At 39.7% G+C, this 25,687-nt stretch carries 23 protein-coding genes and 1 pseudogene; 9 read left to right on the plus strand and 15 right to left on the minus strand.

Annotated features, from left to right (window positions below; translation table 11 throughout):
- The first annotated feature begins 6 nt into the window (after positions 1–6).
- On the plus strand, positions 7–792 hold the full coding sequence (locus tag IEV36_RS03190; RefSeq protein WP_004639328.1) for a thiazole synthase: 786 nt from the start codon (positions 7–9) through the stop codon (positions 790–792).
- A 52-nt stretch (positions 793–844) separates the two neighbouring features.
- Here IEV36_RS03190 and IEV36_RS03195 read toward each other — a convergent pair whose 3' ends face one another.
- From IEV36_RS03195 to IEV36_RS03230, 8 genes are all read right to left on the minus strand, one after another.
- Positions 845–1,300 (minus strand): NUDIX hydrolase, encoded by a 456-nt coding sequence (locus IEV36_RS03195; protein ID WP_005257940.1) that lies wholly within the window; start codon positions 1,298–1,300, stop codon positions 845–847.
- A 22-nt stretch (positions 1,301–1,322) separates the two neighbouring features.
- Positions 1,323–1,943, minus strand: coding sequence for an HD domain-containing protein (locus IEV36_RS03200; RefSeq protein ID WP_005257941.1), 621 nt, complete (start codon positions 1,941–1,943; stop codon positions 1,323–1,325).
- 9 nt (positions 1,944–1,952) lie between these two features.
- Positions 1,953–2,216, minus strand: a complete 264-nt coding sequence (locus IEV36_RS03205; RefSeq protein WP_005257942.1) for a hypothetical protein — start codon at positions 2,214–2,216, stop codon at positions 1,953–1,955.
- Positions 2,217–2,237: 21 nt separating this feature from the next.
- The gene (gene yaaA, locus IEV36_RS03210; RefSeq protein ID WP_005257943.1) at positions 2,238–3,020 is read right to left on the minus strand and encodes a peroxide stress protein YaaA; all 783 of its coding nucleotides are present in this window, start codon (positions 3,018–3,020) and stop codon (positions 2,238–2,240) included.
- Positions 3,021–3,273: 253 nt separating this feature from the next.
- Positions 3,274–4,146, minus strand: coding sequence for an NAD(P)-dependent oxidoreductase (locus tag IEV36_RS03215; RefSeq protein WP_005257944.1), 873 nt, complete (start codon positions 4,144–4,146; stop codon positions 3,274–3,276).
- Positions 4,146–5,525, minus strand: coding sequence for an MFS transporter (locus IEV36_RS03220; RefSeq protein WP_005257945.1), 1,380 nt, complete (start codon positions 5,523–5,525; stop codon positions 4,146–4,148). The genes IEV36_RS03215 and IEV36_RS03220 overlap by 1 nt, the downstream gene beginning before the upstream one ends.
- 33 nt (positions 5,526–5,558) lie before the next feature.
- On the minus strand, positions 5,559–6,530 hold the full coding sequence (gene denD / locus IEV36_RS03225) for a D-erythronate dehydrogenase (RefSeq protein WP_005257946.1): 972 nt from the start codon (positions 6,528–6,530) through the stop codon (positions 5,559–5,561).
- Positions 6,531–6,756: 226 nt separating this feature from the next.
- Positions 6,757–7,692, minus strand: coding sequence for a LysR family transcriptional regulator (locus tag IEV36_RS03230; RefSeq protein ID WP_005257947.1), 936 nt, complete (start codon positions 7,690–7,692; stop codon positions 6,757–6,759).
- 111 nt (positions 7,693–7,803) lie between these two features.
- Between IEV36_RS03230 and IEV36_RS03235 the strand changes: the two genes are divergently transcribed.
- From IEV36_RS03235 to IEV36_RS03255, 5 genes are all read left to right on the plus strand, one after another.
- Positions 7,804–8,979: a fumarylacetoacetate hydrolase family protein gene (locus tag IEV36_RS03235; RefSeq protein ID WP_005257949.1), complete on the plus strand. Its 1,176-nt coding sequence runs from the start codon at positions 7,804–7,806 to the stop codon at positions 8,977–8,979.
- 86 nt (positions 8,980–9,065) lie between these two features.
- Entirely contained in the window at positions 9,066–10,853 is a 1,788-nt protein-coding gene (locus IEV36_RS03240; RefSeq protein WP_005257952.1) for an IlvD/Edd family dehydratase, read from the plus strand.
- A 15-nt stretch (positions 10,854–10,868) separates the two neighbouring features.
- Positions 10,869–12,446, plus strand: a complete 1,578-nt coding sequence (locus IEV36_RS03245) for an aldehyde dehydrogenase (NADP(+)) (protein ID WP_005257954.1) — start codon at positions 10,869–10,871, stop codon at positions 12,444–12,446.
- 269 nt (positions 12,447–12,715) lie between these two features.
- Positions 12,716–13,345 carry an alpha/beta hydrolase gene (locus tag IEV36_RS03250; RefSeq protein WP_005257957.1) on the plus strand — a complete coding sequence of 210 codons (630 nt, stop codon included), beginning with the start codon at positions 12,716–12,718 and terminating at the stop codon, positions 13,343–13,345.
- Positions 13,346–13,435: 90 nt separating this feature from the next.
- Positions 13,436–14,506 (plus strand): DUF2157 domain-containing protein, encoded by a 1,071-nt coding sequence (locus IEV36_RS03255; protein ID WP_005257959.1) that lies wholly within the window; start codon positions 13,436–13,438, stop codon positions 14,504–14,506.
- Here IEV36_RS03255 and IEV36_RS18990 read toward each other — a convergent pair.
- Positions 14,507–14,636, minus strand: a pseudogene (locus IEV36_RS18990) (hypothetical protein); the annotation flags it as partial. It abuts the gene before it with no gap.
- 200 nt (positions 14,637–14,836) lie between these two features.
- On the opposite strand from IEV36_RS18990, the gene IEV36_RS03260 reads away from it, so the two are divergent.
- Positions 14,837–15,841 carry a hypothetical protein gene (locus tag IEV36_RS03260; protein WP_005257961.1) on the plus strand — a complete coding sequence of 335 codons (1,005 nt, stop codon included), beginning with the start codon at positions 14,837–14,839 and terminating at the stop codon, positions 15,839–15,841.
- A gap of 132 nt (positions 15,842–15,973) precedes the next feature.
- Here the strand turns inward: IEV36_RS03260 and IEV36_RS03265 are convergent, their stop codons facing one another.
- From IEV36_RS03265 to pheA, 4 genes are all read right to left on the minus strand, one after another.
- Positions 15,974–17,434: an aminoacyl-histidine dipeptidase gene (locus IEV36_RS03265; RefSeq protein ID WP_005257962.1), complete on the minus strand. Its 1,461-nt coding sequence runs from the start codon at positions 17,432–17,434 to the stop codon at positions 15,974–15,976.
- Between the two features lie 103 nt (positions 17,435–17,537).
- A complete protein-coding gene (locus tag IEV36_RS03270) occupies positions 17,538–17,921 on the minus strand; it encodes a hypothetical protein (RefSeq protein ID WP_004772562.1) in 384 nt (127 codons plus the stop codon).
- A 286-nt stretch (positions 17,922–18,207) separates the two neighbouring features.
- Positions 18,208–20,457 carry a bifunctional prephenate dehydrogenase/3-phosphoshikimate 1-carboxyvinyltransferase gene (locus IEV36_RS03275; protein WP_005257964.1) on the minus strand — a complete coding sequence of 750 codons (2,250 nt, stop codon included), beginning with the start codon at positions 20,455–20,457 and terminating at the stop codon, positions 18,208–18,210.
- A gap of 75 nt (positions 20,458–20,532) precedes the next feature.
- Positions 20,533–21,642, minus strand: a complete 1,110-nt coding sequence (gene pheA, locus IEV36_RS03280; RefSeq protein ID WP_004772565.1) for a prephenate dehydratase — start codon at positions 21,640–21,642, stop codon at positions 20,533–20,535.
- 195 nt (positions 21,643–21,837) lie between these two features.
- Here pheA and IEV36_RS03285 point away from each other — a divergent pair, with 195 nt between their 5' ends.
- Complete coding sequence (locus IEV36_RS03285) at positions 21,838–22,779, plus strand: alpha/beta hydrolase (RefSeq protein ID WP_005257974.1); 942 nt, start codon at positions 21,838–21,840, stop codon at positions 22,777–22,779.
- Positions 22,780–22,841: 62 nt separating this feature from the next.
- On the opposite strand, the gene IEV36_RS03290 is transcribed toward IEV36_RS03285, so the two are convergent.
- The gene (locus IEV36_RS03290; protein WP_004772567.1) at positions 22,842–23,987 is read right to left on the minus strand and encodes an acyl-CoA dehydrogenase family protein; all 1,146 of its coding nucleotides are present in this window, start codon (positions 23,985–23,987) and stop codon (positions 22,842–22,844) included.
- A gap of 247 nt (positions 23,988–24,234) precedes the next feature.
- On the opposite strand from IEV36_RS03290, the gene IEV36_RS03295 reads away from it, so the two are divergent.
- The gene (locus tag IEV36_RS03295; protein WP_005257976.1) at positions 24,235–25,230 is read left to right on the plus strand and encodes a glycosyl transferase family protein; all 996 of its coding nucleotides are present in this window, start codon (positions 24,235–24,237) and stop codon (positions 25,228–25,230) included.
- 41 nt (positions 25,231–25,271) lie between these two features.
- Here the strand turns inward: IEV36_RS03295 and IEV36_RS03300 are convergent, their stop codons facing one another.
- Complete coding sequence (locus IEV36_RS03300) at positions 25,272–25,679, minus strand: hypothetical protein (protein ID WP_005257981.1); 408 nt, start codon at positions 25,677–25,679, stop codon at positions 25,272–25,274.
- Positions 25,680–25,687: the final 8 nt, after the last annotated feature.

Consider the following 25,687-nt stretch of genomic DNA (forward strand, 5'->3'; position numbering starts at 1 on the left):
AAGCCCATGCAAGATTCCCCTTTAATTATTGGTTCACGTACATTTCAATCACGTTTATTGGTCGGAACTGGTAAATATAAAGATTTAAATGAAACTGATTTAGCCATTCAAGCAAGTGGTGCAGAAATTGTCACCGTTGCGATTCGTCGTGTAAATATCGGTCAGCATGCCGATCAACCGAATCTACTTTCAGTGATTCCACCTGAGAAATACACGATTTTGCCCAATACCGCAGGTTGTTTCGATGCAGATAGTGCGATTCGTACCTGTATGCTGGCACGTGAACTACTTGATGGTCACAATCTGGTGAAGTTAGAAGTACTCGGTGATGAAAAAACCTTATATCCAAATGTCACTGCAACCCTGAAAGCAGCGCAAACCTTGATTGATGATGGTTTCGAAATCATGGTGTATACCTCGGACGACCCGATTGTTGCGCAAGAACTTGAAAGCATGGGCTGTGTTGCGATTATGCCTTTGGGTAGTTTGATTGGTTCCGGTCTTGGTATTTTGAATCCACATACCATTTCCATCATTAAAGAAAATGCTAAGGTTCCTGTCTTGGTAGATGCGGGTGTTGGTACAGCCAGTGACGCTGCTATCGCAATGGAACTCGGTTGTGACGGCGTTCTTATGAATACGGCGATTGCTGCTGCTCAAAACCCGATTTTGATGGCTTCTGCCATGAAAAAAGCGGTTGAAGCAGGTCGTGAAGCATTTTTAGCAGGTCGTATGCCACGTAAGCGTATGGCGAATGCGAGTTCACCTGAGACTGGGTATTTCTTTAAGTAAGAAAAATATTAAAGGGAGCTTTTGAGCTCCCTTTTTTAATGCGATGATGATTTTATCTTGATTCGAGATTAACAAGATGGACAACATGATCACTTGATCGTAAAGCAAGGTCACTTAAAACATCTGGCTTTAACAGTTTGATCTCACTCTTTGGCATCCATGAAATCACTTGAGCTTCAGTTGCATCATCAACATAAAAAGCTTTGGCTTGGATCTGACCTTTATAAATATATAGAAATTCATGAAAATGCTGCCCTACGACAGGATCATAGAAAAAATTCTCAACAATCGCAAAAAGCACAGGCGAATTAAAATACTCTCCTGTTTCTTCAAGTACTTCTCTTTGAATCCCCTCTAAAGTAGTTTCTGAAAATTTTAATCGACCACCCACTAAAGAAATACTTCCATCTGGAAATGTAGAAACCAAAATCTGATCTTCATGTTCTATCCAAGCAGCCACACGGATATTAAGCTTTCCCTCTGCTATCTCTAATGTTAAATCTTTCATTTATCACTCAATGAATTCGTTTTTAATAATCTACTATATTCTTTAAATTCCCTTTCGCCCTTTGCTCAAAACTCTGTTGGAAATATTCCGTTTGATACAGTGGTTCTGCTTGATAAAAATGCGCTAAGACTTCTTTTCTTTTAATAGAATAAATCCCAGAATCCACCCAAGCATACTCTTTTTGAATCTGTTGTTCATATTCTGCAAAACGCGCTGGAGATGCAGCCAAGATCGCTAAATCAATATCCAGTAAAAATTGCAAATCCAACTCATGCGTCGATTCGTGCTTTTGCGTCGCAACAATCCATCGCTTTATCTTTTGAACAACATCTGCTGATAAATTATGAGCTACATATTGCTCAAATAGCTCTGCACTCTTCAATTCATTATCTTTTGCTTGCGGATCATAAACCGCATCATGGAACCAAAGTGCCAATGCAACAGCATTTGCATCATTCAAATTGGCTCGAATCGATTCAAGCAACACCAAACATTCATACAAATGCTGGACTGTATGATAAGCGCGCTGCTTTTCACTATAGGTAGCAATCAACTTGTTAAAAATTTTCTGCGGCTCAGAAAAATGATAATGCTGATGCAGCTCAAACCATGATTTTTCTAATACGGCTAAATATTGCTGCATTGCCAATTCTCACTGAATTGCTTTATTAAGCCATTTTGCTAAGGATTCAGCATCTTTGCGCTCAAGAAAAAGCTGATACAAAGTGCAGGAACCAAACTCATGTTTTAGTTCCTGCTGGCGCATGGGATGATTACCAAATCGAAATCGTCGAGTACCATCCGTATCTAGTGGTAATGCGTACACTCCATAACTGCGAGGTTCTGTTAAATGCCCTTTAACACAAACTTGATCAGACGATATTGCATACTTTAATAAATGCTCTTTGGTTAACATCCCACCCTGCCCAAGGCAAACTTACGCTGCGTGTTGCTCATCTCGCTTAAAGACCAATTCTTTATCCGATGAACTTTCAGCATCAAAGTAATAACCTTCACTATCAAATGCTTTTAATTGTTCTACTTGGCTTAATTTATTTTCAATCAAGTATCTTGCCATCAAACCACGCGCTTTTTTCGCATAGAAGCTAATGACTTTATATTTTCCGTTCTTCTGATCCAGAAATACTGGCTTAACAATTTCCGCCTGAATATTCTTTTCATTCACAGACTTATAATATTCGTCAGAGGCTAAATTTACCAATACTTTCGAATTAATTTCAGATAAATCTTGGTTAATTTGATCCGTAATGATGCTGCCCCAGAATTCATATAAATTATGACCACGGCTATTCTTTAATTTAGTTCCCATTTCCAAACGATACGGCATCATCAAATCCAAAGGACGCAATAAGCCATAAAGACCAGACAACATACGCAAATGCTGTTGAGCAAAATCAATATCTTGGTCTTTTAAGTGATAAGCATTTAAGCCGGTATACACATCCCCTTTAAAAGCAAACATCGCTTGGCGTGCATTGGAAAAATCAAAATCAGCATTCCAGTCACGGAAACGCTCTACATTTAAATTGGCAATTTTTTCGCTTACCGTCATTAACGACGCGATTTCAGTTGCCGAAAGCTTACGGCATACATCAATCAACTGCTGTGATTGTGCCAACAAACGTGGTTGAGTATATGTATCTGTAGGAAGTGCTGTTGTGTAATCAAGTGTTTTAGCAGGAGAAATTAAAGCAAGCATAATCAATCAAACATAAATTTATCTTGGTGAAACTATAACAGTTGATAATTTTTAATGCCAATATGCTTTAGCTCAAACCTAAGCCTAATAGGTATGAAAAACCGTAATTCTTTGTGATTATTAATATATTAAAATGAGAAATTGATTTTTATCAATTGAGATTAAACATAATTAACCTCAACTGATAACATGTTATTTTTCAATAGAAAATGCCATGATCCACACTAACTCCATCCTTCATTTATCTATCTACTTAAAAATTATTCATTCTCTCTAGCTCACGAATTAAACCAGAATGGTCCAGTTCCCCATCCCCAGCTACGATCATATTTTTAAATAGTTGATTAACCAATTCTGCAATCGGTAAATTTAGCTCTAATGATTTGGCATAGCTAATTGCTGTATTTATATCTTTATGTTGGTTTAGCGCAGTACCTCCTGGTTTAAAATTTCGATTTAACATACGTTCCCCATGTTGCTGTAAAATCGGAGAATCCGCAAAACCACCTGTTAATGCTTGCTTTAGTTTTACTAGGTCAGCCCCAGCCTTGCTCGCGAGCAATAGGCCTTCGCTCACAGTGGCGATAGTAGTAGCAACAATCATTTGATTGACCAATTTAGAAAGCTCCCCACAACCAGCTCCACCAACTAGAGCTGGCTGGCCCATCGCAGATAAAACATTTTCAGCCTGTTCGAAGGTTGAAAGCTCACCACCTGCCATAATCGCTAAACTTGCATTTTGGGCACCTTTTTCTCCTCCAGAAACTGGTGCGTCTAAATATTTAAGTGCGAGTTCTTTACATTTTTCACTTTGCGCTTTTGCAACCTCAACTGGTATTGAACTCATAACTATGACGGTACTCTCAGGTTTTAGCTGTGAAACTGCCCCTGACTCTTTGAATAAAACCTCATCACATGTTTTTCCATCGCTGAGCATACAAATCAGAAAGTCTACATCTTTTCCAACGTCTTCAAGTTCACTACAAACATAGGCACCAGCTTCTTTTAAAATATCTGCTTTAGAAGGTGTTCTATTCCAGACCTGAACTTGATGGCCAGCTTTTAATAAATTCCTGACCATTGGTATCCCCATTATGCCTGTACCAACAAATCCAATAGATGCCATTATTTCATCTCCGTAGCAGTGCGTACTTTAAGTTGTTGCTGTTCAACGTTTACTATGCCATTCGATTTTAACTTTGCTAATAACAGTAATCCTAAACCGCCCATGGCAACAAACCCAGCAATGGCGAGGAATGCCACTGTATAAGTTCCCGTCGTTGTATATAAATATCCAGTTAAATATGGACCAGTAAAACCACTTAAATTACCTACAGAGTTTATTAATCCAATTCCAGCTGCGGCGCCTACACCTGTTAAAGTTTGCCCAGGAATAGTCCAAAAAATGTTAATTGCACTAAAAACACCAATCGCAAGCAGTATAAAACCGACAATAATTGCCCAGGGTTGATTCACAATTAAGGCAATCGCAATAGCAGAAGCCGCCATAAGTGCAGCACAGGCACCGTGTTTATAACGCTCTTGTTTACGGTCAGAACGACGACTCCATAAAACCATACCTACTGCTGCAAATGCGTATGGAATTGCTGTCAATAAACCATTTTGAATAAGACTGATTTCCATACCAAAGGTATTACGGAATGACTCTAATACACTTGGCAAGAAGAAAAACATCGCGTTTGAACCAGAAGTTATTCCAAAATAAACAATTGCCATGATCCAAACTAATGGATTTTTAAACACTTGCTTAATCATTTGCCCTTTTGTTAAAGCAGCGTCCGTGGTTTGCACTTTTTCTCTTTCTTCACGCTCTAACGTAGTCATTAACCATTGACGCTGTTCAACCGTTAGCCATTGTGCTTCTTTAGGATTATTGGTTAAATATTTTAGACAAACCACCCCTAATATGATTGAAGGAATCCCCTCTAAAACATACATCAAACGCCAGCCTTCATAGCCAATGCTATTGCCCCATTGCATGAGACCTACGGAAATTGGTGCTCCAATAATTTGCGCTATCGGTAGTCCTAAGTAGAACGATGCAAACACACGTGCACGATATTTTGCGGGAAACCACAAAGTTAAATAAAAAATAACGCCTGGAAAGAAACCTGCTTCTGCAATACCCAGTAAAAACCGTAAAACAATAAACTGCGTACCGTTTTGGATAAATCCCATAAGTGCTGCAATGATTCCCCAAGTAATCATAATTCGGGCAATCCAGATTCGTGCTCCAAAGCGATGAAGTAAAATATTACTCGGTACTTCCGCAATAAAATAACCTAGGAAAAATATGCCTGCACCTAAACCAAAAATAGTTTGAGTAATTCCAATTGCATCATTCATGTGTAGCGCAGCAAAACCAATATTGGTTCTGTCTAGAAATGCCATAATGAATAAAATAATAAGAAACGGGATAATCCGACTAGAAACACGTTTAATTGTCTGCTCTTCAAGAGCAGTTACATTTTTTATATCTTCCATAATAATTCTCACATCAATTGGCGATCACTGCCATTAATTTTTGGTATCTTCGATATGTGCCTGAATCACGCTTTCAAAATTTTCATCTGCCTGAAAACCTAAAGATTCAGCATATTCAGCTTTCACTTGGACAGGCCAACTTTTAACAATACGTTGAATGGTTTTATCTTCTTGCCATTGCACTAAATCAGTTGCTTGCTTACCTGCAACTTTTTCAAGTGCCTCAAGCATTTCTTTAACCGTGACTGTTAATCCCGGTAGAGGAATAATTCGGTTATCTTGAAGTACATCTGAAGAAATTGATGCCGCTTTAATCATTGATTCAACACAACGTCGCGGTGAAGTAACAAAGACTGGAGTATCTGACGGTACTGGGCAAATAGCCGCTTCACCTTTTAATGGTTCACGGATGATTGAACTAAAAAATGTCGATGCCGCTTTATTAGGTTTACCTGGACGAACCACAATAGTCGGTAACCTCAAAATACGACCATCAATAAAGCCTTTTCTTGAGTAATCTGAGACCAGCAATTCTCCTACTGCTTTTTGCATGCCATAAGAAGATTTTGGTGTAACCACTGTCTCATCTGTAACAACTTCTGGTAATTGACCACCAAACACAGCACAGCCGCTAGCAAAAATGACCCGAGGTGTGGTTTGTTTCTTTCTTAATTCTTCTAATAAATTTAAGAGTCCATACAAATTAACATCCATACCTAAATCAAAATCGGCCTCAGCTGCTGAGCTCACCACAGCGGCTAAATGCCAAACGACATCAATATTTTCTGTAATATGAGCAACTGTAGTTTTATCGGTAATATCACCTACAATCACTTCAACTCTTGAATCTTGTGGCAAATCATCGCCAGCAAACGCATCAAATAGAATAATTTTATTGATAGATTTAGGTTGATTGTTATCCAAATTCAAACTGCCAATTTTTAAAATCTCCTTGGCAATTTGTTTTCCAATAAAACCCGTTCCACCAGTGATTAGCACATTCATACAGGGATCCTTTCCTAGTTTTTATTCACTTAAAAACTTTTGTAATTGTCGTGAATTAAACGATAAGGAGTCCTTTCAATAATTTCCAATGAATAATTTCTAAATATTGATAACTTTTTAATATCACTTTTTTGTTAAGAATCGAATTTGGGAAAATATGATTTTTCTTATAATTATTTAATTTAAAAGCCCTAAATATGTTTATGATTTAAGGCTTATTAATACTTTATTTATGTTTTTCATTTTTCAGTAAAATATTAATGAAAGCTGCAGCAATATCAGAAACAGGCTCATCTTTACGCGTCAAAATTCCGTAATCCTGTGCATCTAAAATTAAATCTGTTTCTAAAATCTGCAAATGGCCTTCTTTCACCTGATCAATCACCATTGCTTCTGGCAACATTCCAACCATAGGTGCACCTTTTAAGATCTGCAAAAAGGTTTGCATTGACATAGTATTAACGGTATTGGAAGGAATCTTTACTTTTGCTCGAGCAAATGCACCTTCCATACGTTCACGAATTGGTGTGCCTTTGGGATAGAGTAACCATGGCCAATTTAATAATTCCTCTAATGTACAATTTATTTTCTTAGCACATGGATGGGCACTGTTTACAACAATACAAAATGGCTCTGGACCTAAAGGTTGGAAATCGAAAAACTGACTTTGCGTCACATCGGTAAAACGGCCTATAGCTAAATCTAAAGTATGCTCACTTAACATTTCCATTAAATGATCACTGGTTTGTTCAACAACATCGATGGAAAGTAGCGGCCATTGTTTCTTAATCTCAATAATTGAGTTTGGAATTACCACTGCGGTTGCTGCAAAGATACCGCCCACTTTTAAAAAACCGTGACCACCTAATCTTAAAATTTCAATGTCTTCGACAAAATGCTTTGCATCGTTTAATACACGCTGCGCATATCGAATCACGTGCTCGCCTAAAGCAGTGACTGGCATATTTCGAGGTAATCGTTCAAAAACAGGAAAGCCCAGTAAACCTTCTATTTCCTTTAGCATTTTACTCACCGCAGGCTGGCTTAGATTCATCTGCTCGGCAGCCAAATGCATGTTATTGGTCCTTGCCAAAGTTTCCAATAACACCAAATGTTTAAATTTCAACCAATTATTCAGGCTTGCGTAAGTCAAATCTGCCATTTTCAAAAATCCTTTTCGATAACTTTTCGTTATTAATAATTAAATTATTACGATTGGTGTTTATTAAATAAGAAACATATCATGATTTCAAATAAAAGAAGGATGCTTTAAATGAACTTTACGTTAAATTCCCAGAACTCATTACCAGACGATGCTACTCAAGGATGTTTAATTGGTCGCGCGTGGATTCCAAATCAAATTTCCGGTCCATCTCCGATTCTTTTAAAGGGCGATCAGGTTTTTGATATTTCTGAAAAGTTCCATACGATTTCCCAGTTGCTTGAAAGTTCAGATCCTTTAAAAGCTTTATCTGATATTGAAGGAAAGTTAGTTGGATCAATTGATGCGTTATTTGCCAATACAGTTGCTGAACCAGATACAAACAAGGCATATTTTTTAGCCCCAATTGATTTACAAGTAATTAAGGCGGCTGGTGTTACTTTTGCCGCAAGCATGTTAGAGCGTGTGATTGAAGAACAAGCAGGTGGCGATGCACAAAAAGCTCAATCGATCCGTGAAGTGGTACAAGGGGTAATCGGCGATAATTTAAAGACAATCGAACCTGGTTCTGAAAAAGCACTGCAACTCAAAGAGTATTTAATTAAACAAAAAATGTGGTCTCAATATCTTGAGGTGGGTATTGGTACTGATGCTGAAATTTTTACCAAAGCACCTGTCTTAGCAGCCATTGGAACGGGTCAAAATATTGGTATTCACCCGAAGTCTGAGTGGAATAATCCAGAACCAGAAGTTGTATTGGTTGCAAATAGCCACGGTAAAATTTTAGGCGCGACTTTAGGTAATGATGTGAATTTACGGGACTTTGAAGGTCGTAGTGCCCTCCTGTTGAGTAAAGCCAAAGATAACAATGCATCTTGTGCAATCGGTCCGTTTATTCGTCTTTTTGACCGTACTTTTACTTTAAATGATATCCGTGCTTGTGATGTTGAACTGCAAATTCAAGGTGCCGATAACTTTGTGTTAAATGGCATTAGCTCTATGTCTCAAATTAGCCGTGATCCAGAAGATTTAATTCAACAAACACTGAATGAAAATCATCAATATCCAGATGGTTTCGTTTTGTTTTTGGGAACTTTATTTGCACCTACTCAAGACCGTGAGCAAGCTGGAGCAGGCTTTACCCATAAAATTGGAGATGTCGTTCGTATTCATTCGCCTAAACTTGGTACTTTATACAACACGGTTATGACCAGCGACAAAGCAACGCCATGGAATTTTGGAATAAATGCTTTGATACATAATTTAAAACAACGCGAATTACTATAAATTTCACGTATTATCGTTCGATTGAATTGTAATTCATCATGTGAAAAAAATTAAATCTCAAAAAATATGAGTGGACGGATCTAAGAATGAATGATCAAGATAAACGGATTTTTTTACGTAGCCAGGAATGGTTTGATGATCCTACGCATGCTGACATGACAGCACTCTATGTCGAGCGTTACATGAATTATGGGTTAACCCGTGCTGAGCTACAGTCGGGCCGTCCTATTATTGGGATTGCGCAAACTGGTAGTGATTTGACTCCATGTAACCGTCACCACAAAGAACTTGCTGAACGGGTTAAAGCAGGCATTCGAGATGCTGGTGGTATTCCAATGGAATTTCCTGTTCACCCAATTGCAGAGCAAACCCGTCGCCCTACAGCTGCACTCGATAGAAATTTAGCTTACTTAGGTTTAGTTGAAATATTACATGGCTATCCACTTGATGGTGTAGTGCTAACAACGGGCTGCGATAAAACTACTCCTGCCTGTTTAATGGCGGCAGCAACAACAGATTTACCAGCCATTGTTTTATCTGGTGGGCCAATGCTAGATGGTCACTTTAAGGGTGAGTTAATTGGCTCAGGCACAGTGCTTTGGCATGCAAGAAATTTACTTGCCACAGGCGAAATTGATTATGAAGGCTTCATGGAAATGACGACGTCCGCTTCACCTTCGGTCGGGCACTGCAACACCATGGGCACTGCACTTTCTATGAATGCATTAGCAGAAGCTTTAGGTATGTCTTTACCTTCATGTGCAAGCATTCCAGCACCGTATCGCGAACGCGGGCAAATGGCCTATATGACAGGTAAGAGAATATGTGAAATGGTTTTAGAAGATTTACGCCCATCTAAAATCATGAACAAACAATCATTTGAAAATGCCATTGCAGTAGCCTCAGCATTAGGCGCATCAAGTAACTGCCCTCCTCACCTCATTGCAATTGCTCGTCATATGGGGATTGAGCTGAGTTTAGAAGACTGGCAACGCGTTGGAGAAAACATTCCACTCATTGTGAACTGCATGCCTGCTGGTAAATATTTGGGTGAAGGTTTTCACCGTGCTGGCGGTGTCCCTGCTGTATTACATGAATTACAAAAAGCGGATGTTTTACATGAAGACTGTGCATCAGTCAGCGGTAAAACAATTGGGGAAATTGCTAAAAATGCAAAAACCTCCAATGCAGATGTCATTTTTCCATATGAACAACCATTAAAGCATGGCGCTGGTTTTATTGTGTTGAGCGGCAATTTCTTTGACAGCGCTATTATGAAAATGTCTGTTGTGGGTGAAGCATTTAAGAAAACCTATTTATCTGACCCGAATGGGGAAAATAGCTTTGAAGCACGGGCAATCGTTTTTGAAGGGCCAGAGGACTACCACGCACGAATTAATGATCCAGCCTTAGACATTGATGAACATTGTATTTTAGTCATTCGAGGTGCTGGAACAGTTGGCTATCCGGGCAGTGCAGAAGTTGTAAATATGGCTCCTCCAGCGGAGTTAATTAAAAAAGGAATTGACTCTTTGCCTTGTCTAGGTGATGGCCGTCAAAGTGGTACATCTGCTAGCCCTTCTATTTTAAATATGTCACCAGAAGCCGCAGTAGGCGGTGGCATTGCTTTATTAAAAACCAATGATCGTTTGCGCATTGATCTTAATAAACGCTCCGTAAATGTCCTCATTTCAGACGAAGAGCTAGACAAACGCCGCGAGGAATGGAAACCAACAGTCTCTACATCTCAAACGCCTTGGCAAGAAATGTATCGCAACATGGTTGGCCAATTATCAACGGGTGGCTGTTTAGAGCCTGCAACGTTATACATGCGTGTTGTCAATCAAAATAACCTTCCACGGCATTCTCATTAATTTCAGGATTTTATTATGACCATTATCGGACACAACTTTATTGGCGGTTCACGTAGTGCACAAAGTACAACCTTATTAAAAAGTGTGGATGCAACAACTGGCGAAGCTCTACCCTATGAATTTCACCATGCAACCGAACAGGAAATTAATCAGGCCTGTGAAGCAGCCAGTCAAGCTTTTAAGACTTACCGTCATACATCAGCTGAACAGCGTGCTGCCTTTTTAGAGAACATTGCCGATGAACTCGATGCTTTAGGTACAAATTTTTTAGAGATTGTCTCGCAAGAAACGGCTTTGCCGCTTGCGCGTTTGCAAGGTGAACGGGGCCGTACCAGTGGGCAAATGCGCCTGTTTGCTAAAGTATTACGCCGTGGTGACTTTTTAGGTGCCCGTATCGATACTGCTTTGCCTGAGCGTCAGCCTTTACCTCGTCCAGATTTACGTCAGATTAAAATTGGTGTTGGCCCTGTGGCGGTCTTTGGCGCAAGTAACTTTCCTTTAGCCTTTTCAACCGCAGGTGGCGACACTGCTTCTGCTTTAGCCGCAGGCTGTTCTGTAGTAGTAAAAGCGCATAGTGGACATATGACTACAGCGGACTTTGTGGCTCAGGCAGTCGAACGTGCCATAGAAAAATCTAATATGCCTAAAGGTGTATTTAACATGATCTATGGTAATGGTGTGGGTGAACCACTGGTAAAGCATCCTTTAATTCAAGCGGTTGGATTTACAGGTTCACTTCGTGGTGGTCGTGCTTTATGTGACATGGCAGCAGCCCGTCCACAGCCGATTCCTGTCTTTGCTGAAATGAGCAGTATTAACCCGATGCTGATGTTACCAGAAGCCTTGAAAAACCGTGGTGAAAAAATTGCACAGGACTTGGCCGACTCAGTTGTTTTAGGCTGTGGTCAGTTCTGTACCAATCCGGGATTAATTTTAGGGATAAAATCAGCTGAATTTAGCCAACTCATTAGTAACTTAACCGAAATTATAGGTGGCAAACCTGCACAGACTATGTTGAATGCCGGAACCTTAAAAAGCTATATAGCAGGTCTTGAGCACTTAACCGAGCACCAAGGTATTGAACATTTAGCAGGTCAAACCCAACAAGGCAATCAGGCTCTGCCACAGCTATTTAAAGCTGATATTAGACTATTACTGGCAGGTGATCAGCTTCTACAAGAAGAAATCTTTGGGCCAACAACAATCGTCATTGAAGTTGAAGATAAAGCCCAACTTCTGCACGCGCTACAAAGCATGAATGGTCAGCTGACTGCAACTTTAATCGCCGACGAAGCAGATTTAACTGAATTTGCAGATGCGGTTCCAGTGTTAGAAGAGAAAGCAGGTCGTTTGCTGTTAAACGGTTATCCAACGGGTGTGGAAGTGTGTGATGCCATGGTACACGGCGGGCCATACCCTGCAACGTCAGATGCCCGAGGTACCTCAGTTGGAACTTTGGCAATTGACCGTTATTTGCGCCCAGTTTGTTATCAAAACTATCCGCAAAATTTGTTGCCAGAAGCTTTAAAAGATAGCAACCCCTTGCAGATTTTAAGGCTGGTCAATGGTGAGGTAACTAGAAATCCTATTTAAATAATGAGAATAGGCTTTTAAAGTCTCTTTGATTGGGCAGTCTAGTTTAAATCTTAACTGCCCTAGCTCAGTTTTATGCATGGTACCCTAATAGAACATAATGAAAAAATATTATGATTTTTAACAAACCTTTAGATTCTCAAATTATTACAGCAAGATTTAGATAAAATACGATACTTCATTTATGCACGAAGTTTAAAGAAATACGATGTTTTCATTCTTCATTATCGGTAAAATAGTGGATTCTTCCATTATCCATTGCGTATCTTATGTCTGAGCAATTATTCATCCAAGGTCCTGTTGGTCAAATTGAAATGTTTGTCGATCAACCTCAAGGTGAAGTCACAGGTTTTGCTGTTGTCTGCCATCCACATCCTTTGCAAGGCGGGACACCAAATCATAAAGTTCCTGTACTACTGGCTCAGATTTTTAATGAAATGGGCTGTGTAGTTTATCGTCCAAGTTTCCGCGGTCTGGCAGGCAGCGAAGGCACACATGACCAAGGGCATGGCGAGACTGATGACATTATGGCTGTGATTGAATATGCCCGCGAGAAGCATGCAGGTTTGACCTTCTATGCAGGTGGTTTTAGCTTTGGTTCACATGTTTTGGCAAAATGCCAAGCACAACTCAGTGATGAATTACGTCCAAAACAATTGGTCCTCTGTGGATTACCAACCGGTTCGGTAGTCGATTTACGCCACTATAAAACCCCTGCAATTGACGGCGATATCTTATTTGTTCATGGCGAGCAAGATGACATTACCTTGCTATCAGATATGATTGCATGGGCAAAACCGCAAAAACATCCAATCACGATTTTGCCAGGTGCCAATCATTTCTTTACAGGTTACTTAAAACAGCTCAGACAAGTGATTGCTCGCTTTTTAAAACTGTAGAATTAACAACAAATTACTAAGAAAACTATACGTCTTTTCAATCCAATGTCTGTTATATCAGTATAGATGTACAGACATTCGGGTTCTTTAATGAAATTAAATAAAAAACAAGGACTTTTTTTAAAGCAAACTATTGAACAATGGCAACAACAAGGCACCATTACGCCTGATGTTGCCAATGAGTTAAAGCATAGTTTTTCGATTCGTCCTTTTGACTGGGAACGCTTGGCAAAATACTCATTCTGGATTTCGATGATTTGTGCCGTGATTGCCATTGTCGCAATTACAGCGGATCAGTTCTTGATGGAACTGATTGAAAAAATATTTATTGATTCCAAAATCATTCCTTGTCTGATTTTTGCAGGAGTTGCTGCGGCCTTTTATGGCTTTGCATATCGTCGACGTAAAACCAAACCACTGCATCAATTTAGCAATGAAGCCATTATTTTTGCTGGTTTGCTCTCTACAGCAGCATCTGTGGCTTATTTCGGACAAGCGATTGATACAGGCAGCGGACATTTCTCTTTGTTATTCCTGCTCTCAACCCTCATTTATGCTGCTCTTGCCTTCTGGTTCCCATCCAAACTGATTTGGGTATTTTCATTACTCTCATTGGGTTCATGGTTTGGAACTGAAACAGGTTATATGTCTGGTTGGGGTGCGTATTATCTAGGGATGAACTTCCCTTTACGCTTTGTATTCTTTGGTGGCGCACTGATTGGATTAAGTCTTCTCTTTAAACGTTATGCACATTTTAAAGACTTTGCACACTCAACTTATGTCATGGGATTGCTTTATCTATTTATTGCCTTGTGGCTTCTGTCAATCTTTGGCAACTATGGTGACTTAACTAGCTGGTATAACGTTAAACAATATGAGCTGTTGCATTGGGGTGTTTTATTCGCATTTATTGCCATCATTGCAATTGTCTATGGTTTGAAACATGACGATGCCACCTCACGTGGTTTTGGTATCACCTTCTTATTTATCAACCTATATACCAAGTACTTTGAGTTCTTCTGGAATGGTATGCATAAAGCCATTTTCTTTATTATATTGGCAGCATCTTTCTGGTGGCTGGGTCGATATGCCGAAAAACTCTGGAATTTAGAGTTTCTATCTAGCCCATCTCAGAATAAGAAAGATCGTCTAGGAGAATGATTACTGGAAGTCACTCCAATTCAAACCAAACCGAGCCAAATACTTTTTGACTCGGTCACTGTCATTGGTGCTATTACGTTGCAACCAGTTGACGTCCGGCATGAGCCATTGACTTGGCATTTTTACTTATTTAAAAAAACTAACGGCTTAGAGTTACCTTATACTTAAATCACCCACATTAAAACAGAAAAATAAAACATTATTTAGCAGTTAAAACTTTATTTTAAAAAATTTAAATTAATTATATATTTTCCACCTTTATAACATATATATTAGAACCATAGTGAATTAACCCAAAAATAATTTCAACCTCAACACAACAGGCCTAAAATGTTAAAAATATTTAAATCATATGTTTCAACCAACCTAATAACTGCTACTTGGTCAATTTTCCTAGCTATAGGAGGTTTAATTTTTTTCTCCTACTACTGGATGATAAATTATCTACCTATATTTGACATACAATCTTATTTAGCCTTATTGATTACCTTTTCTCTAGGGGGCTTAATTACAGCTTTAACACTCACAATAATCCAAATACTACCATCTTTTATTTGGAATGAGTTTATTTTAAAAAATGAATATATAAATAAAAATTTAATATTAATACCATATCAAAACACACCTATTAACTTAAGAGCCTTCACATGTTACTTTCTGATACCACAAATAATTTTTATCACTGGATTTACAGCAATATTATTTAATGAAAATATATTATTTTTCCTTTTAAATATTTTATCACTCTTTTACTGCATCAACCTTATAGAAAAAAACTATAATAATAAAAAAACAATCTCAAACATACTTAGAGGAATAGTTCTTTTTTTCCTAACACTGACCTTTTCACTAATAATAATTTTACCTATATTTTTTATATTTACAATAATTTTTAAAACAAATGGGCTGAATGAAGGCTTTAAACTATTTTTCTCCTTTGCTTTCTCAATTATATTAATTTTTATAAATTACATTAGCATACAATCAATAAATACACCCCCGGTCAAGTATAAGCACTTGGTCCCAGCCGCTCTCTCTTTATTCTTTCTTTTTTACCTATTTTTAATATCAGATAGTTTTAAAAATATACCACTTAGCTTAATGAAGACTTACCAGTTAGGAAATATAACTCCCAAACAAATTATCTTAGAAAAAAACAGCTGCAAACTTATAAAACTAAATGGAATTATACCAGTAGAAAATAATGATTACTGCATTGTTGAAAATGTAGAAATATTATCTAGAGTCGGGGCGGAAACACTACTCAAACATAAAAATAAACGATTTACAATTGAATCCAATGCTATTGTTTCTATATCAGACAATATAAAGTAATCATTTTAGTTGATAACTTTACTTATAAGGTAAGAAATAGGCTTTATTAAACGACCTTTTACTTCATATCAATTATAACTTATTGATCAGACCAAGACAGGATCATTGGTCTGATCTGATTACAACATTAAATTAACGTACGCTTTCCAAAGCAGTCACCAACAACTTCCAGCATTTCTCTACCGTATCCACTTTAACTCGCTCTCCCGGTGCATGCGCCCCCTGAATATCTGGGCCAAAAGACACCATCTGCAAATCAGGATAATGTTCTGCAATAATGCCACACTCCAAACCTGCATGAATCACCTTCAAATTTGGCTCAATTTTAAATGCGGATTGATACGCTTGTTGCAAGCACTTTAATGCCGCTGATTCTGGATTCGGTGTCCAACCTGATACTAACGGCGTTAATTCAGATTGGATCTGGAAATTGGCAAAGTGCTGTTGAATGTTCTGAGCAAAGGCTAACGCCTGCTGATTCACCATCGAACGAACCATAATCAAGGTTTTTGCTTCATCTTTAGTGAGTTTGACCACACCGATATTATTTGAGGTTTCAACCACATCAGGTAAAGCGCTACTCCATTGAGCAATGCCATAAGGGCAAGTTGCTAATGCCTGCAACCACGCTTGTTGTTGATGTAACGCAATCACTTCATTTATCTGAGTAGTATTTTGCTGTGCCGTGATTTGCAACTGATCATCAATACCCTGTAGTTTTTGTTGCCATTCAGCTTGTGTCGCTGCCACAGCATTTTTCAAATCAGTCAGTTGTTCTGCCTGAATTGCAATAGTTGCAACGGCTTCACGCGGGATGGCGTTACGTGCTGTTCCACCGACAAATTCAACCAATCGACCATTGGATTGTGTCAAATAATCATTGAGGAAATTGGCTAGAATGACATTGGCATTCCCTCGACCTAAATGAATATCAACCCCAGAATGTCCACCTTTTAGTCCTGATACCAGTAAATCTACAAAGATTAAATCATTTGGTGCTGTTTCATATTCAAGTGGCTGCCCCACTTCTAAGTCAATACTACCTGCGCAGCCAAGATACAGCTCGCCCCATTCTTCGGTATCAATATTAAAAAGCCATTGTCCAGTTAAAACGCCAGATTCGAGTAAGCGCGCACCACTCATTCCCGCTTCTTCATCAATGGTCAATAGGACTTCAATCGGCCCATGTGCAATATCATTTGATTCTAATACCGCCAATGCCAATGCAACGCCAATCCCATTATCTGCACCTAAAGTGGTATTTTCAGCAATCAGCCAGCCATCTTTTAATACAGGTCGAATGGAATCTTTAAAAAAGTCATGTTGGGTTCCGCGGTTTGCCTGAGTCACCATATCCAAGTGCCCCTGCAAAATCACACCAGCCACCTGTTCTTTACCCGCAGTTGCCGCTTTGCGAATAATCAGATTACCAATGTCATCGACATAAGTTTGGAGCTTACGCTGTTCCGCCCAATCTTTTAAATGTTGTCTTAATTGTTGTTCATGCTTGGAAGGCCGAGGAATCGTACATAAGGTCTCAAAATGTTGCCAAACCACTTGGGGTGATAATTTAGAAAAATCGACCTGTATCATGCACCTATACTCTCAAATAAAGCGTTTAAATCAATATACACCATACACCGAAACGGTCATGATGTTAATGCACTTCATTTAAGATTCTATTCGTAAAAAAGACTTAGCTTTTCCATACAAACTGAGAAAAACTATGTTCCGCTTTTAAGCTATTTTCCACGGCCTGAGCGAGTTGGCGAATAATACTTTGCGTCTCGATCTTTTCAAACCACGCTTGTTCACGTTGTGGATTGGCTGAAATCTCACACAAAATATGTCCTTCTGTGTCTTGTTGCGAACATAAGATCGAAAGCGGCAATTGATGATTGTCGATGCGCACTTCTATTTTCTCATGCTCATGACGAATATGCTGGGCATCAAAACCATATTGTTCTAATTGTTTAAACAGCAGTGCAGCCACATATTCTTGTGTGATATAGCACTCATTCGGTGGATGATCGACCACTCCATGTTTTGGGCAATCTGCTATAAATTGCAACGTTTTCATGCTATTCCCTCTTTTATTATATTTTAGCGCTGCATCACAACCTAAATCCAACGCCTATACTCTGAATTATTATATATACAATCGTCTCTAAACGATTAGCTGATTGTCTTAGTTCTATTGTTAAATTGATAAATTTCGACCCGATTAGATATGTACATCAGAGAAGTCATCATTTTTAGTATTTAAGCGTTAAATGGATGGTTTTAACAAATTCTTTTTAGAGATAAGTACATAAAAAAACAGCACTCAACCTTCTAGAGCTGAATGCTGCTTGATTCAAATCAGATTACGGATTTACAACACTTAAATCCAATCCAGCTGAACTTGCAAGCTCGGTAAAGGTTGGGAAACTTGTCGCAACCGTTTCTGTACCATGAATCGTGATTTCACCTGAGGTACGTAAACCAGCCATACTAAAGCTCATGGCAATACGATGGTCATGATGTGATTCAATTTCACCACCCGTAAAGATCGCTGACCAGTCGCCAGATTTACCTTTGCCTTCAATGATGATGCCATCTTCCGTTGGTGTACAGTCGATACCCATGATTTTCAAACCATCTGCCATCACTTGGATACGGTCAGATTCTTTAACACGAAGCTCAGCAGCACCTGTCAATACAGTTTGACCTTCTGCACATGCAGCAGCAATGAACAATGCTGGGAATTCATCAATGGCTAAAGGCACTTGATCTTCTGGCATGTGAATGCCTTTCAATGTTCTTGAACCTTTGATATGAATATCTGCAATCGGCTCGCCACCTGCAATACGTTCATTTTCAACTGTCAGATCAGCACCCATTTGCTTGAGGATTTCGATCACGCCTGTACGAGTTGGGTTAATACCGACCGCTTCCAATACCACATCGGCACCTTCAGTAATCGCAGCACCCACCATAAAGAATGCAGCAGATGAAATATCAGAAGGCACCTGAATATCTGTACCGACTAACTTGCCACCACCGACAAGCGAGATTTTATTGCCTTCAGTTTTTACATCATAACCAAAGGCACGCAACATACGCTCAGTATGATCACGCGTCGGTTCTGGTTCAGTCACCGACGTTTCACCTTCAGCCCATAAACCAGCCAATAAAATACCTGATTTCACCTGAGCAGACGCCATTGGTAAATCGTATTGGATTCCTTTAAGCATCTGACTACCTGTAATACTCACAGGTGGTGTACCTTTCTCGCCTGTGGTCTGGATAAGTGCACCCATTTCGCGAAGTGGCTTAGCAATACGTTCCATTGGACGTTTAGACAATGACGCGTCGCCAGTCATTACAGAGTCAAATTTTTGCGCAGACAGCATGCCTGATAACAAGCGCATACTGGTGCCTGAGTTGCCCATATACAATGCGCTTGCAGGTGCTTTTAAGCCTTGCATGCCCACGCCATGAATGGTCACTTCACCATTCTTTGGTCCTTCGATGCTCACGCCCATATCACGGAATGCCTGTAAAGTTGCAAGTGCATCTTCACCTTCCAAAAAGCCTGTCACATGAGTTGTGCCTTCTGCAATCGCACCAAACATAATTGAGCGATGTGACACAGATTTGTCACCCGGTACGGTGAATTTACCTGTAAATGTTTTCTTTCCCGGTAAAATGCTAAATTGCTGTGTCACCTTGTTTTTCTCCATCAAAGGTTTTTTGGCTAACATATGATTAAAATGTTGGCGTGCCGCTTGCGCGTGGCCCAATAGCCCCATCAACGCATGCGAATCTTCCTGTTCAATCAATTTCTTTAAAACGGATAATTGCTGTTCGAAACCATCAACAGCATTCAAAATTGCGGTTTTGTTGGCAAAGAAAATATCATGCCACATCTGTGGATCGCTGGCTGCAATTCGAGAGAAGTCTCTAAAACCACCCGCAGCATAGCGGAAAATATCTAGATTATCTTCACGATTTGCCAGTTGCTCAACCAGATTAAATGCCATCAAATGCGGTAAATGACTGGTATGTGCCAACACTTCATCATGTTTAGCAACATCCATGCAAATCACTTCTGCTTTTGCCGCAGACCAAAGCTGAATCAGCTTTTCAACCGCCCACTCCGCGCTGGTCGGCAGTGGCGTTAGAATCACTTTGTGATTGACGAATAGATCCACTTTACCCGCATGCACCCCAGTATGTTCCGCACCTGCAATGGGGTGCCCCGGCACGAAACCAACAGGTAAATTTTCACCAAATACTGCTTTTGCCGCTTCAACCACATTACCTTTGGTACTACCTACATCGGTAATAATGGCATTTTCGGCAAGATAGGGTTTGATCTGTTCAAGCACTTTTTGTGTCGCACGAACGGGTAATGCTAAAACAATTAAATCTGCATCCTGAACTGCTTCTTCAGGCGTTGCATAACCGTGTTGAATAAGACCGAGTGTCTTGGCATCTTCTAATGTTTTTTTTGAGCGTGTTGAAGCCACAATTTGAGATGCAAGTTGTTCTGCCACAATCACACGGGCAAGACTAGACCCAATCAGTCCAAGTCCGATAAATGCAACTTTTTTAAATAATGGTTGAGACATAAAACATATTTGCCTAATGAGACGACATTGATATGGATAGATACCGAAGTCATCTATCCATTCGATAAAACGGGATTATAAAACAGCGATTGGATAAGATCCGAGTACACGTAACTCTTTTACCATTGGACGAATTTCTTCCAATGCCGCCGCAACATTTTCCTGACCGATATGTCCTTCTAAATCGATAAAGAACACATAAGCCCATTTTTCAGGTAAAGCTGGACGTGTTTCAATGCTGGTCAAGCTGATTTGATGCTTGGCAAACGGTGCAAGAATTTCCAATAAAGCACCAGCACGATCATGTGCAGAGATTAATAACGAGGTCTTGTCATTACCGCTTTGAGGAATCTTCTCACGCCCAATCACAAGGAAACGTGTGGTATTTTCTGGGTTATCTTCAATATTGCTATGTAAAATCTCAAGATTGTACATGCTTGCCGCAATATCAGATGCAATCGCAGCAGAATGCCATTCGTTACGAATACGGCGAGCCGCTTCTGCATTTGAGTTCAATGCAACACGCTCAACGCCTGGATAATGTGCATCTAGCCATTTACGGCATTGCGCCAAGGTTTGCTGATGCGCATAAATCTGCTTGATGCTGTCTTTACGGGTATTTTCTGAGACAAGGAATTGGTGATGGATACGAAGCTCAACCTCACCAATCACATTCACTGTCGATGCTTTAAAGCAATCCAGCGTATGATTCACAATCCCTTCAGATGAGTTCTCTACAGGAACAACACCATAATGTGCGCTGCCCGCTTCAACTTCACGGAAAACTTCATCAATGGTTGGTAATGGACGCACAACCGCATCTTTACCAAAATGCTTTAACACAGCAGAGTGCGTATATGTCCCTTCTGGTCCTAAGAATGCAATGCTTTGTGGAGCTTCAAGCGCCAGACATGCCGACATGATTTCACGGAATAAGCGTGCCATGGTTGCATCAGACAAAGGCCCTTGATTACGCTCCATAACTTTACGGAGCACTTGCGCCTCACGTTCAGGGCGATAAAACAATGGATTTTCTTCGGATGCAAATTTCGCTTTAGCTACCGCTTCTGCCAGTGTCGCACGGCGGTTGAGTAACTCTTGGATTTGTTGATCAACACTATCAATATCGTTACGAATTTGTTCTAAATTAAGTGAATTCGATGTGTTTTGTCCATCGTTTACCATTGAATGCAGCCTCAGCAAAATCATCTATAAGAATGGATTACAATCTATCTATGAATCGATTATCCGAGCTAGAGTATAACAATACTTTTATGCATTAAACACGCTGAGTTTTAACTCTTTTTCCCATTAAACTTTATTGATAATGATTTTCATTATATATTTCTTGTCAAAATTTTGACGAGTGTAAATAAAGTGATGTTGAAACGTCTTGGTATTTTAACTTTTTCTCTTATGATCGCGACCCAATCCGTGATTGCGCAGCCTTCTACAGTAAGTTCCAGTTCAACACATGAAGTGCAAGCAAATACCCAGACCAGACAAAGTTTTATCCTGAAATCGAAATATACTGCTCAGGACTACCTGATTCAGATTTCTATTCCTGATCGTGCAGCACCTGTAGAAGGCTTTCCTGTGCTGTATGTTCTAGATGGCAATGCTGCTTTTGAAAGTGCTGCTAATATTGCGAAATCAGTTGGTGCAGGTGCAAATCGTTTGGGGCTTAGCCCTGTGGTGATTGTTGCAGTGGGCTATCCTGACCAGAACACCTTTGATGTGCAAAAACGTGCTTTAGACTATACCCCTAAAACGTCTGCTGAGTTTCAAGCGCAGGCAAAATATCAATATGGTGGTGCAGACCAGTTCATCCAGTTTTTGGATAAAGAACTGAAACCAGCAATCAACTCACGAATTAAAGTCAATGCACAACAACAAAGTTTATTCGGGCACTCCTTTGGCGGCTTGTTTGCATTACATACCTTCTTTTCCAAGCCACAAACATTTCAGCGCTATATTGCAGCAAGCCCTTCACTCTGGTTTGACAACTACGCCTTATTAAATAGACAGGCTGAATGGTTAAAGAATCAAGCCAACACAACTCAAAACGTGATGCTCATGACCACAGTGGGTACACAAGAATTAGGCAAAGGCCCTGCGGCAGATCCAGATGCTTTAAAAAAGCAAAATGATTTTTATCAAAATTTTAAAGACCAACACTCAAAACAATTTTCTTTTTGGCATTTTCAGCATCCCGCTGAACAACACCTGACTAATATGTATGCCAGCTTACCTAAAGCCATTCTACTTGCAGGATGTCAAACTGAACGTTGTGCGGCCTTATTTGATGAACCAAAGCCTTAATCTCCTCCTACATGAAACAAAATAGCCTGCTATTGGGCAGGCTATTCTTTGAAGCGTATGAATTAAGCTTTACCAATAATTCCACGCGCCACGATTTCTTTCATAATTTCGTTCGTTCCACCATAAATACGTTGGATACGCGCATCAACGAAGAAACGTGAAATTGGGTATTCAGTCATATAACCATAACCACCAAATAACTGAAGCAAGTTATCTGCAACTTTCATTTGCATATCAGTACTGAAGCTCTTCAAGGCTGCAGCAGTTTCTACGTCCAGTTTACCTTCGTTATATAGCTCAACGTTTTGGTTATAGAAAGCAGCAGTTGCCAACTCATCAATCTTCGCTTGTGCCAAGACGAAACGAGTATTCTGGAATTGTGAAATTGCCTGACCAAATGCCTGACGCTCTTTGACATAAGCCGTTGCTAAATCAATTGCTCCACGAATTGCACCTAAAGCTGTTGCAGCAATCGCAGTACGTTCACGTGGCAACTCCTGCATCAAGTAAGCAAAACCTTGCCCTGCTTGACCTAGCAATTGATCTTTCGGCACTTTGACATTATCAAAGAATAGCTCTGAAGTATCTTGTGAATGTAATCCGATTTTGTCGAGGTTGGTGCCCTTTTTAAAGCCATCCAAATGCGTATCGACTAACATCAATGACACACCTTTAGCACGCGCTTGTGGATCAGTTTTCACTGCAAGCACAACCAGATCAGCATGCTGACCATTTGAAATAAAGGTTTTCGAACCATTTAATACATAGTGGTCATCTTGCAAAATTGCACTGGTACGCATTGCCTGTAAGTCTGAGCCTGCACCTGGTTCAGTCATACCAATCGCACCGACGACTTCACCCGACACCATTTTAGGTAACCAGTACTGTTTTTGTTCTTCTGTTGCAATGTGCTGAATATATGGTGCAGCGATTTCAGAATGACATGAAATTGCAGTTGATAATGCACAGTAACCTGCACGAGCAGATTCTTCCACTAACATGAGTGAATAATGTGTTGGCACACCATAACCACCGTATTCTTCTGGTACATCCACACACAAGAATCCATTTTCACCCAATGCAGACCACACTGAACGCGGCATAATGCCTTCACGCTCCCATTGATCATAGTGCGGTGCAATCTGCTCGCTCATAAAGCGTTTAAAATTATCACGGAAGAGTTCCAAATCTGCATCATAAGCTAACATCTTTATTTCCTTTCGCTTTCTTTGTTCTTAAAAATTTGTACGAAGTCATGCTAATAACTTTTAGATCAGATGTCATGTCCCGTTTACATCAAATCACTAGACTGATTGGGTCAATAATTTTGTTTGCACGATGACTTCCCAAACCACAACTGTTTATTGATTAAACAGCCTATTACTTTTTTTATGCTACAAGTCTCTATTTTATGTCATATTGATTTCATTCTTAGTGACAACCTCAAATACGACCATGAACACAAAACGAAATATCTATAAAACTGCAGAACATCCATTTGCTCAATATGTTCGTATTTTAGGGAAAGGCAAAACAGGTTCACGTTCACTCAGTTACGAAGAGGCTTATCAAGCCTTTAGCATGATCTTGAAAGATGAAGTACTGGATGTGCAGCTTGGCGCATTTTTAATGCTACTCCGCGTTAAAGAAGAATCTGTCGATGAACTGGCAGGTTTTGTCCAAGCTACGCGTGACCAGCTTAACTTTCAGCCGCTGGAGGTGGATCTAGACTGGTCTTCTTATGCAGGTAAACGTAAACACTATCCGTGGTTTTTATTGGCTGCACTGACTTTAGCACATCATGGTTACAAGATTGTGATGCACGGTGCGTCTGGTCACACGATTAACCGTGTTTATACTGAACAGGTTTTGCAATACTTAGGCTATTCTATTTGTCAGAATGAACAGGATGCCCGTGAGCAACTTCAACAGCACAACTTTTCCTACCTTCCACTAGAAGCAATTTCACCGATTTTAAGCGAACTTATTTCACTGCGAAATGTGATGGGATTACGCTCTCCGATTCACACTCTGGCGCGACTGATTAATCCATTTAATGCCAAAGCCACCTTACAAGCTATTTTTCATCCTGCTTATCGAACGTCACACCAGCAAACTGCTTTCCGTTTGGGATATCAAAATAGTGCGGTGATTAAGGGTGAAGGCGGCGAGTTTGAACGTAATCCTGATGCCAAAACTTTAATCTGTGGGATTAAAAATGGTGAGTTATACGAACATGAGTTGCCAAAACTCACTCCTGACCGTAGCCCGATTGAAGAAGAGCTTGATCTTGCAGTATTTAAAGAAGTTTGGCTCGGTGAGCAAAAGCATGAATATGGCGAAATGGCAGTGATCGAAACGATGGGAATCGCTTTATATATCATGGGTGTGGTTAGTAGCTATGATGATGCAATGACAAAAGCAAAAGAGCTTTGGGAAAGTCGTTTCTGATCTAGAATTAATGACCAAGGTTATATTGCATAATCTTGGTCTTAATCTTCAACATAATAAAAATCTGGCCAAAATGGATACTCCTGACCTGAAGAGTGAATATTTCTCAAGATGAGTTGATCGCCAATTTTAAATGTGATTTTGTTTGAATCGTAGGCACCAGCTAGATAAGCATCTCGCTGCTGACCAATCAGCTTATTACAATATGAGTAATGGGCTTTACTCTTTTGAGAGCTTCGCATTGTTTGGGCATCCAGAACTTTAATCCCAATCAGCAATATGGGATAACCATCATTCTTTAAGGGTGTATACTCTGTTTGAGGCAAAGCATATTTTTGGCTGGCGACAACTTTCACTTTGAGTAAACATTCGATCGACTGTTTTGCAAATGTAATTCCACTAAACATGGTCAAACATAATAGCGTGCAAACAGATTTCTGAAGTTTCATAAAATTTA

Source organism: Acinetobacter vivianii (assembly GCF_014635885.1).
In the GTDB taxonomy this organism is placed as follows: domain Bacteria; phylum Pseudomonadota; class Gammaproteobacteria; order Pseudomonadales; family Moraxellaceae; genus Acinetobacter; species Acinetobacter vivianii.

Bases quoted from the DNA above. Each gene is read 5' to 3' on its own strand.
- IEV36_RS03190 (WP_004639328.1), top strand. From the start codon at position 7: ATGCAAGATTCCCCTTTAATTATTGGTTCACGTACATTTCAATCACGT.
- IEV36_RS03195 (WP_005257940.1), bottom strand. From the start codon at position 1,300: ATGAAAGATTTAACATTAGAGATAGCAGAGGGAAAGCTTAATATCCGT.
- IEV36_RS03200 (WP_005257941.1), bottom strand. From the start codon at position 1,943: ATGCAGCAATATTTAGCCGTATTAGAAAAATCATGGTTTGAGCTGCAT.
- IEV36_RS03205 (WP_005257942.1), bottom strand. From the start codon at position 2,216: ATGTTAACCAAAGAGCATTTATTAAAGTATGCAATATCGTCTGATCAA.
- yaaA (WP_005257943.1), bottom strand. From the start codon at position 3,020: ATGCTTGCTTTAATTTCTCCTGCTAAAACACTTGATTACACAACAGCA.
- IEV36_RS03215 (WP_005257944.1), bottom strand. From the start codon at position 4,146: ATGGCATCTATTGGATTTGTTGGTACAGGCATAATGGGGATACCAATG.
- IEV36_RS03220 (WP_005257945.1), bottom strand. From the start codon at position 5,525: ATGGAAGATATAAAAAATGTAACTGCTCTTGAAGAGCAGACAATTAAA.
- denD (WP_005257946.1), bottom strand. From the start codon at position 6,530: ATGAATGTGCTAATCACTGGTGGAACGGGTTTTATTGGAAAACAAATT.
- IEV36_RS03230 (WP_005257947.1), bottom strand. From the start codon at position 7,692: ATGGCAGATTTGACTTACGCAAGCCTGAATAATTGGTTGAAATTTAAA.
- IEV36_RS03235 (WP_005257949.1), top strand. From the start codon at position 7,804: ATGAACTTTACGTTAAATTCCCAGAACTCATTACCAGACGATGCTACT.
- IEV36_RS03240 (WP_005257952.1), top strand. From the start codon at position 9,066: ATGAATGATCAAGATAAACGGATTTTTTTACGTAGCCAGGAATGGTTT.
- IEV36_RS03245 (WP_005257954.1), top strand. From the start codon at position 10,869: ATGACCATTATCGGACACAACTTTATTGGCGGTTCACGTAGTGCACAA.
- IEV36_RS03250 (WP_005257957.1), top strand. From the start codon at position 12,716: ATGTCTGAGCAATTATTCATCCAAGGTCCTGTTGGTCAAATTGAAATG.
- IEV36_RS03255 (WP_005257959.1), top strand. From the start codon at position 13,436: ATGAAATTAAATAAAAAACAAGGACTTTTTTTAAAGCAAACTATTGAA.
- IEV36_RS03260 (WP_005257961.1), top strand. From the start codon at position 14,837: ATGTTAAAAATATTTAAATCATATGTTTCAACCAACCTAATAACTGCT.
- IEV36_RS03265 (WP_005257962.1), bottom strand. From the start codon at position 17,434: ATGATACAGGTCGATTTTTCTAAATTATCACCCCAAGTGGTTTGGCAA.
- IEV36_RS03270 (WP_004772562.1), bottom strand. From the start codon at position 17,921: ATGAAAACGTTGCAATTTATAGCAGATTGCCCAAAACATGGAGTGGTC.
- IEV36_RS03275 (WP_005257964.1), bottom strand. From the start codon at position 20,457: ATGTCTCAACCATTATTTAAAAAAGTTGCATTTATCGGACTTGGACTG.
- pheA (WP_004772565.1), bottom strand. From the start codon at position 21,642: ATGGTAAACGATGGACAAAACACATCGAATTCACTTAATTTAGAACAA.
- IEV36_RS03285 (WP_005257974.1), top strand. From the start codon at position 21,838: ATGTTGAAACGTCTTGGTATTTTAACTTTTTCTCTTATGATCGCGACC.
- IEV36_RS03290 (WP_004772567.1), bottom strand. From the start codon at position 23,987: ATGTTAGCTTATGATGCAGATTTGGAACTCTTCCGTGATAATTTTAAA.
- IEV36_RS03295 (WP_005257976.1), top strand. From the start codon at position 24,235: ATGAACACAAAACGAAATATCTATAAAACTGCAGAACATCCATTTGCT.
- IEV36_RS03300 (WP_005257981.1), bottom strand. From the start codon at position 25,679: ATGAAACTTCAGAAATCTGTTTGCACGCTATTATGTTTGACCATGTTT.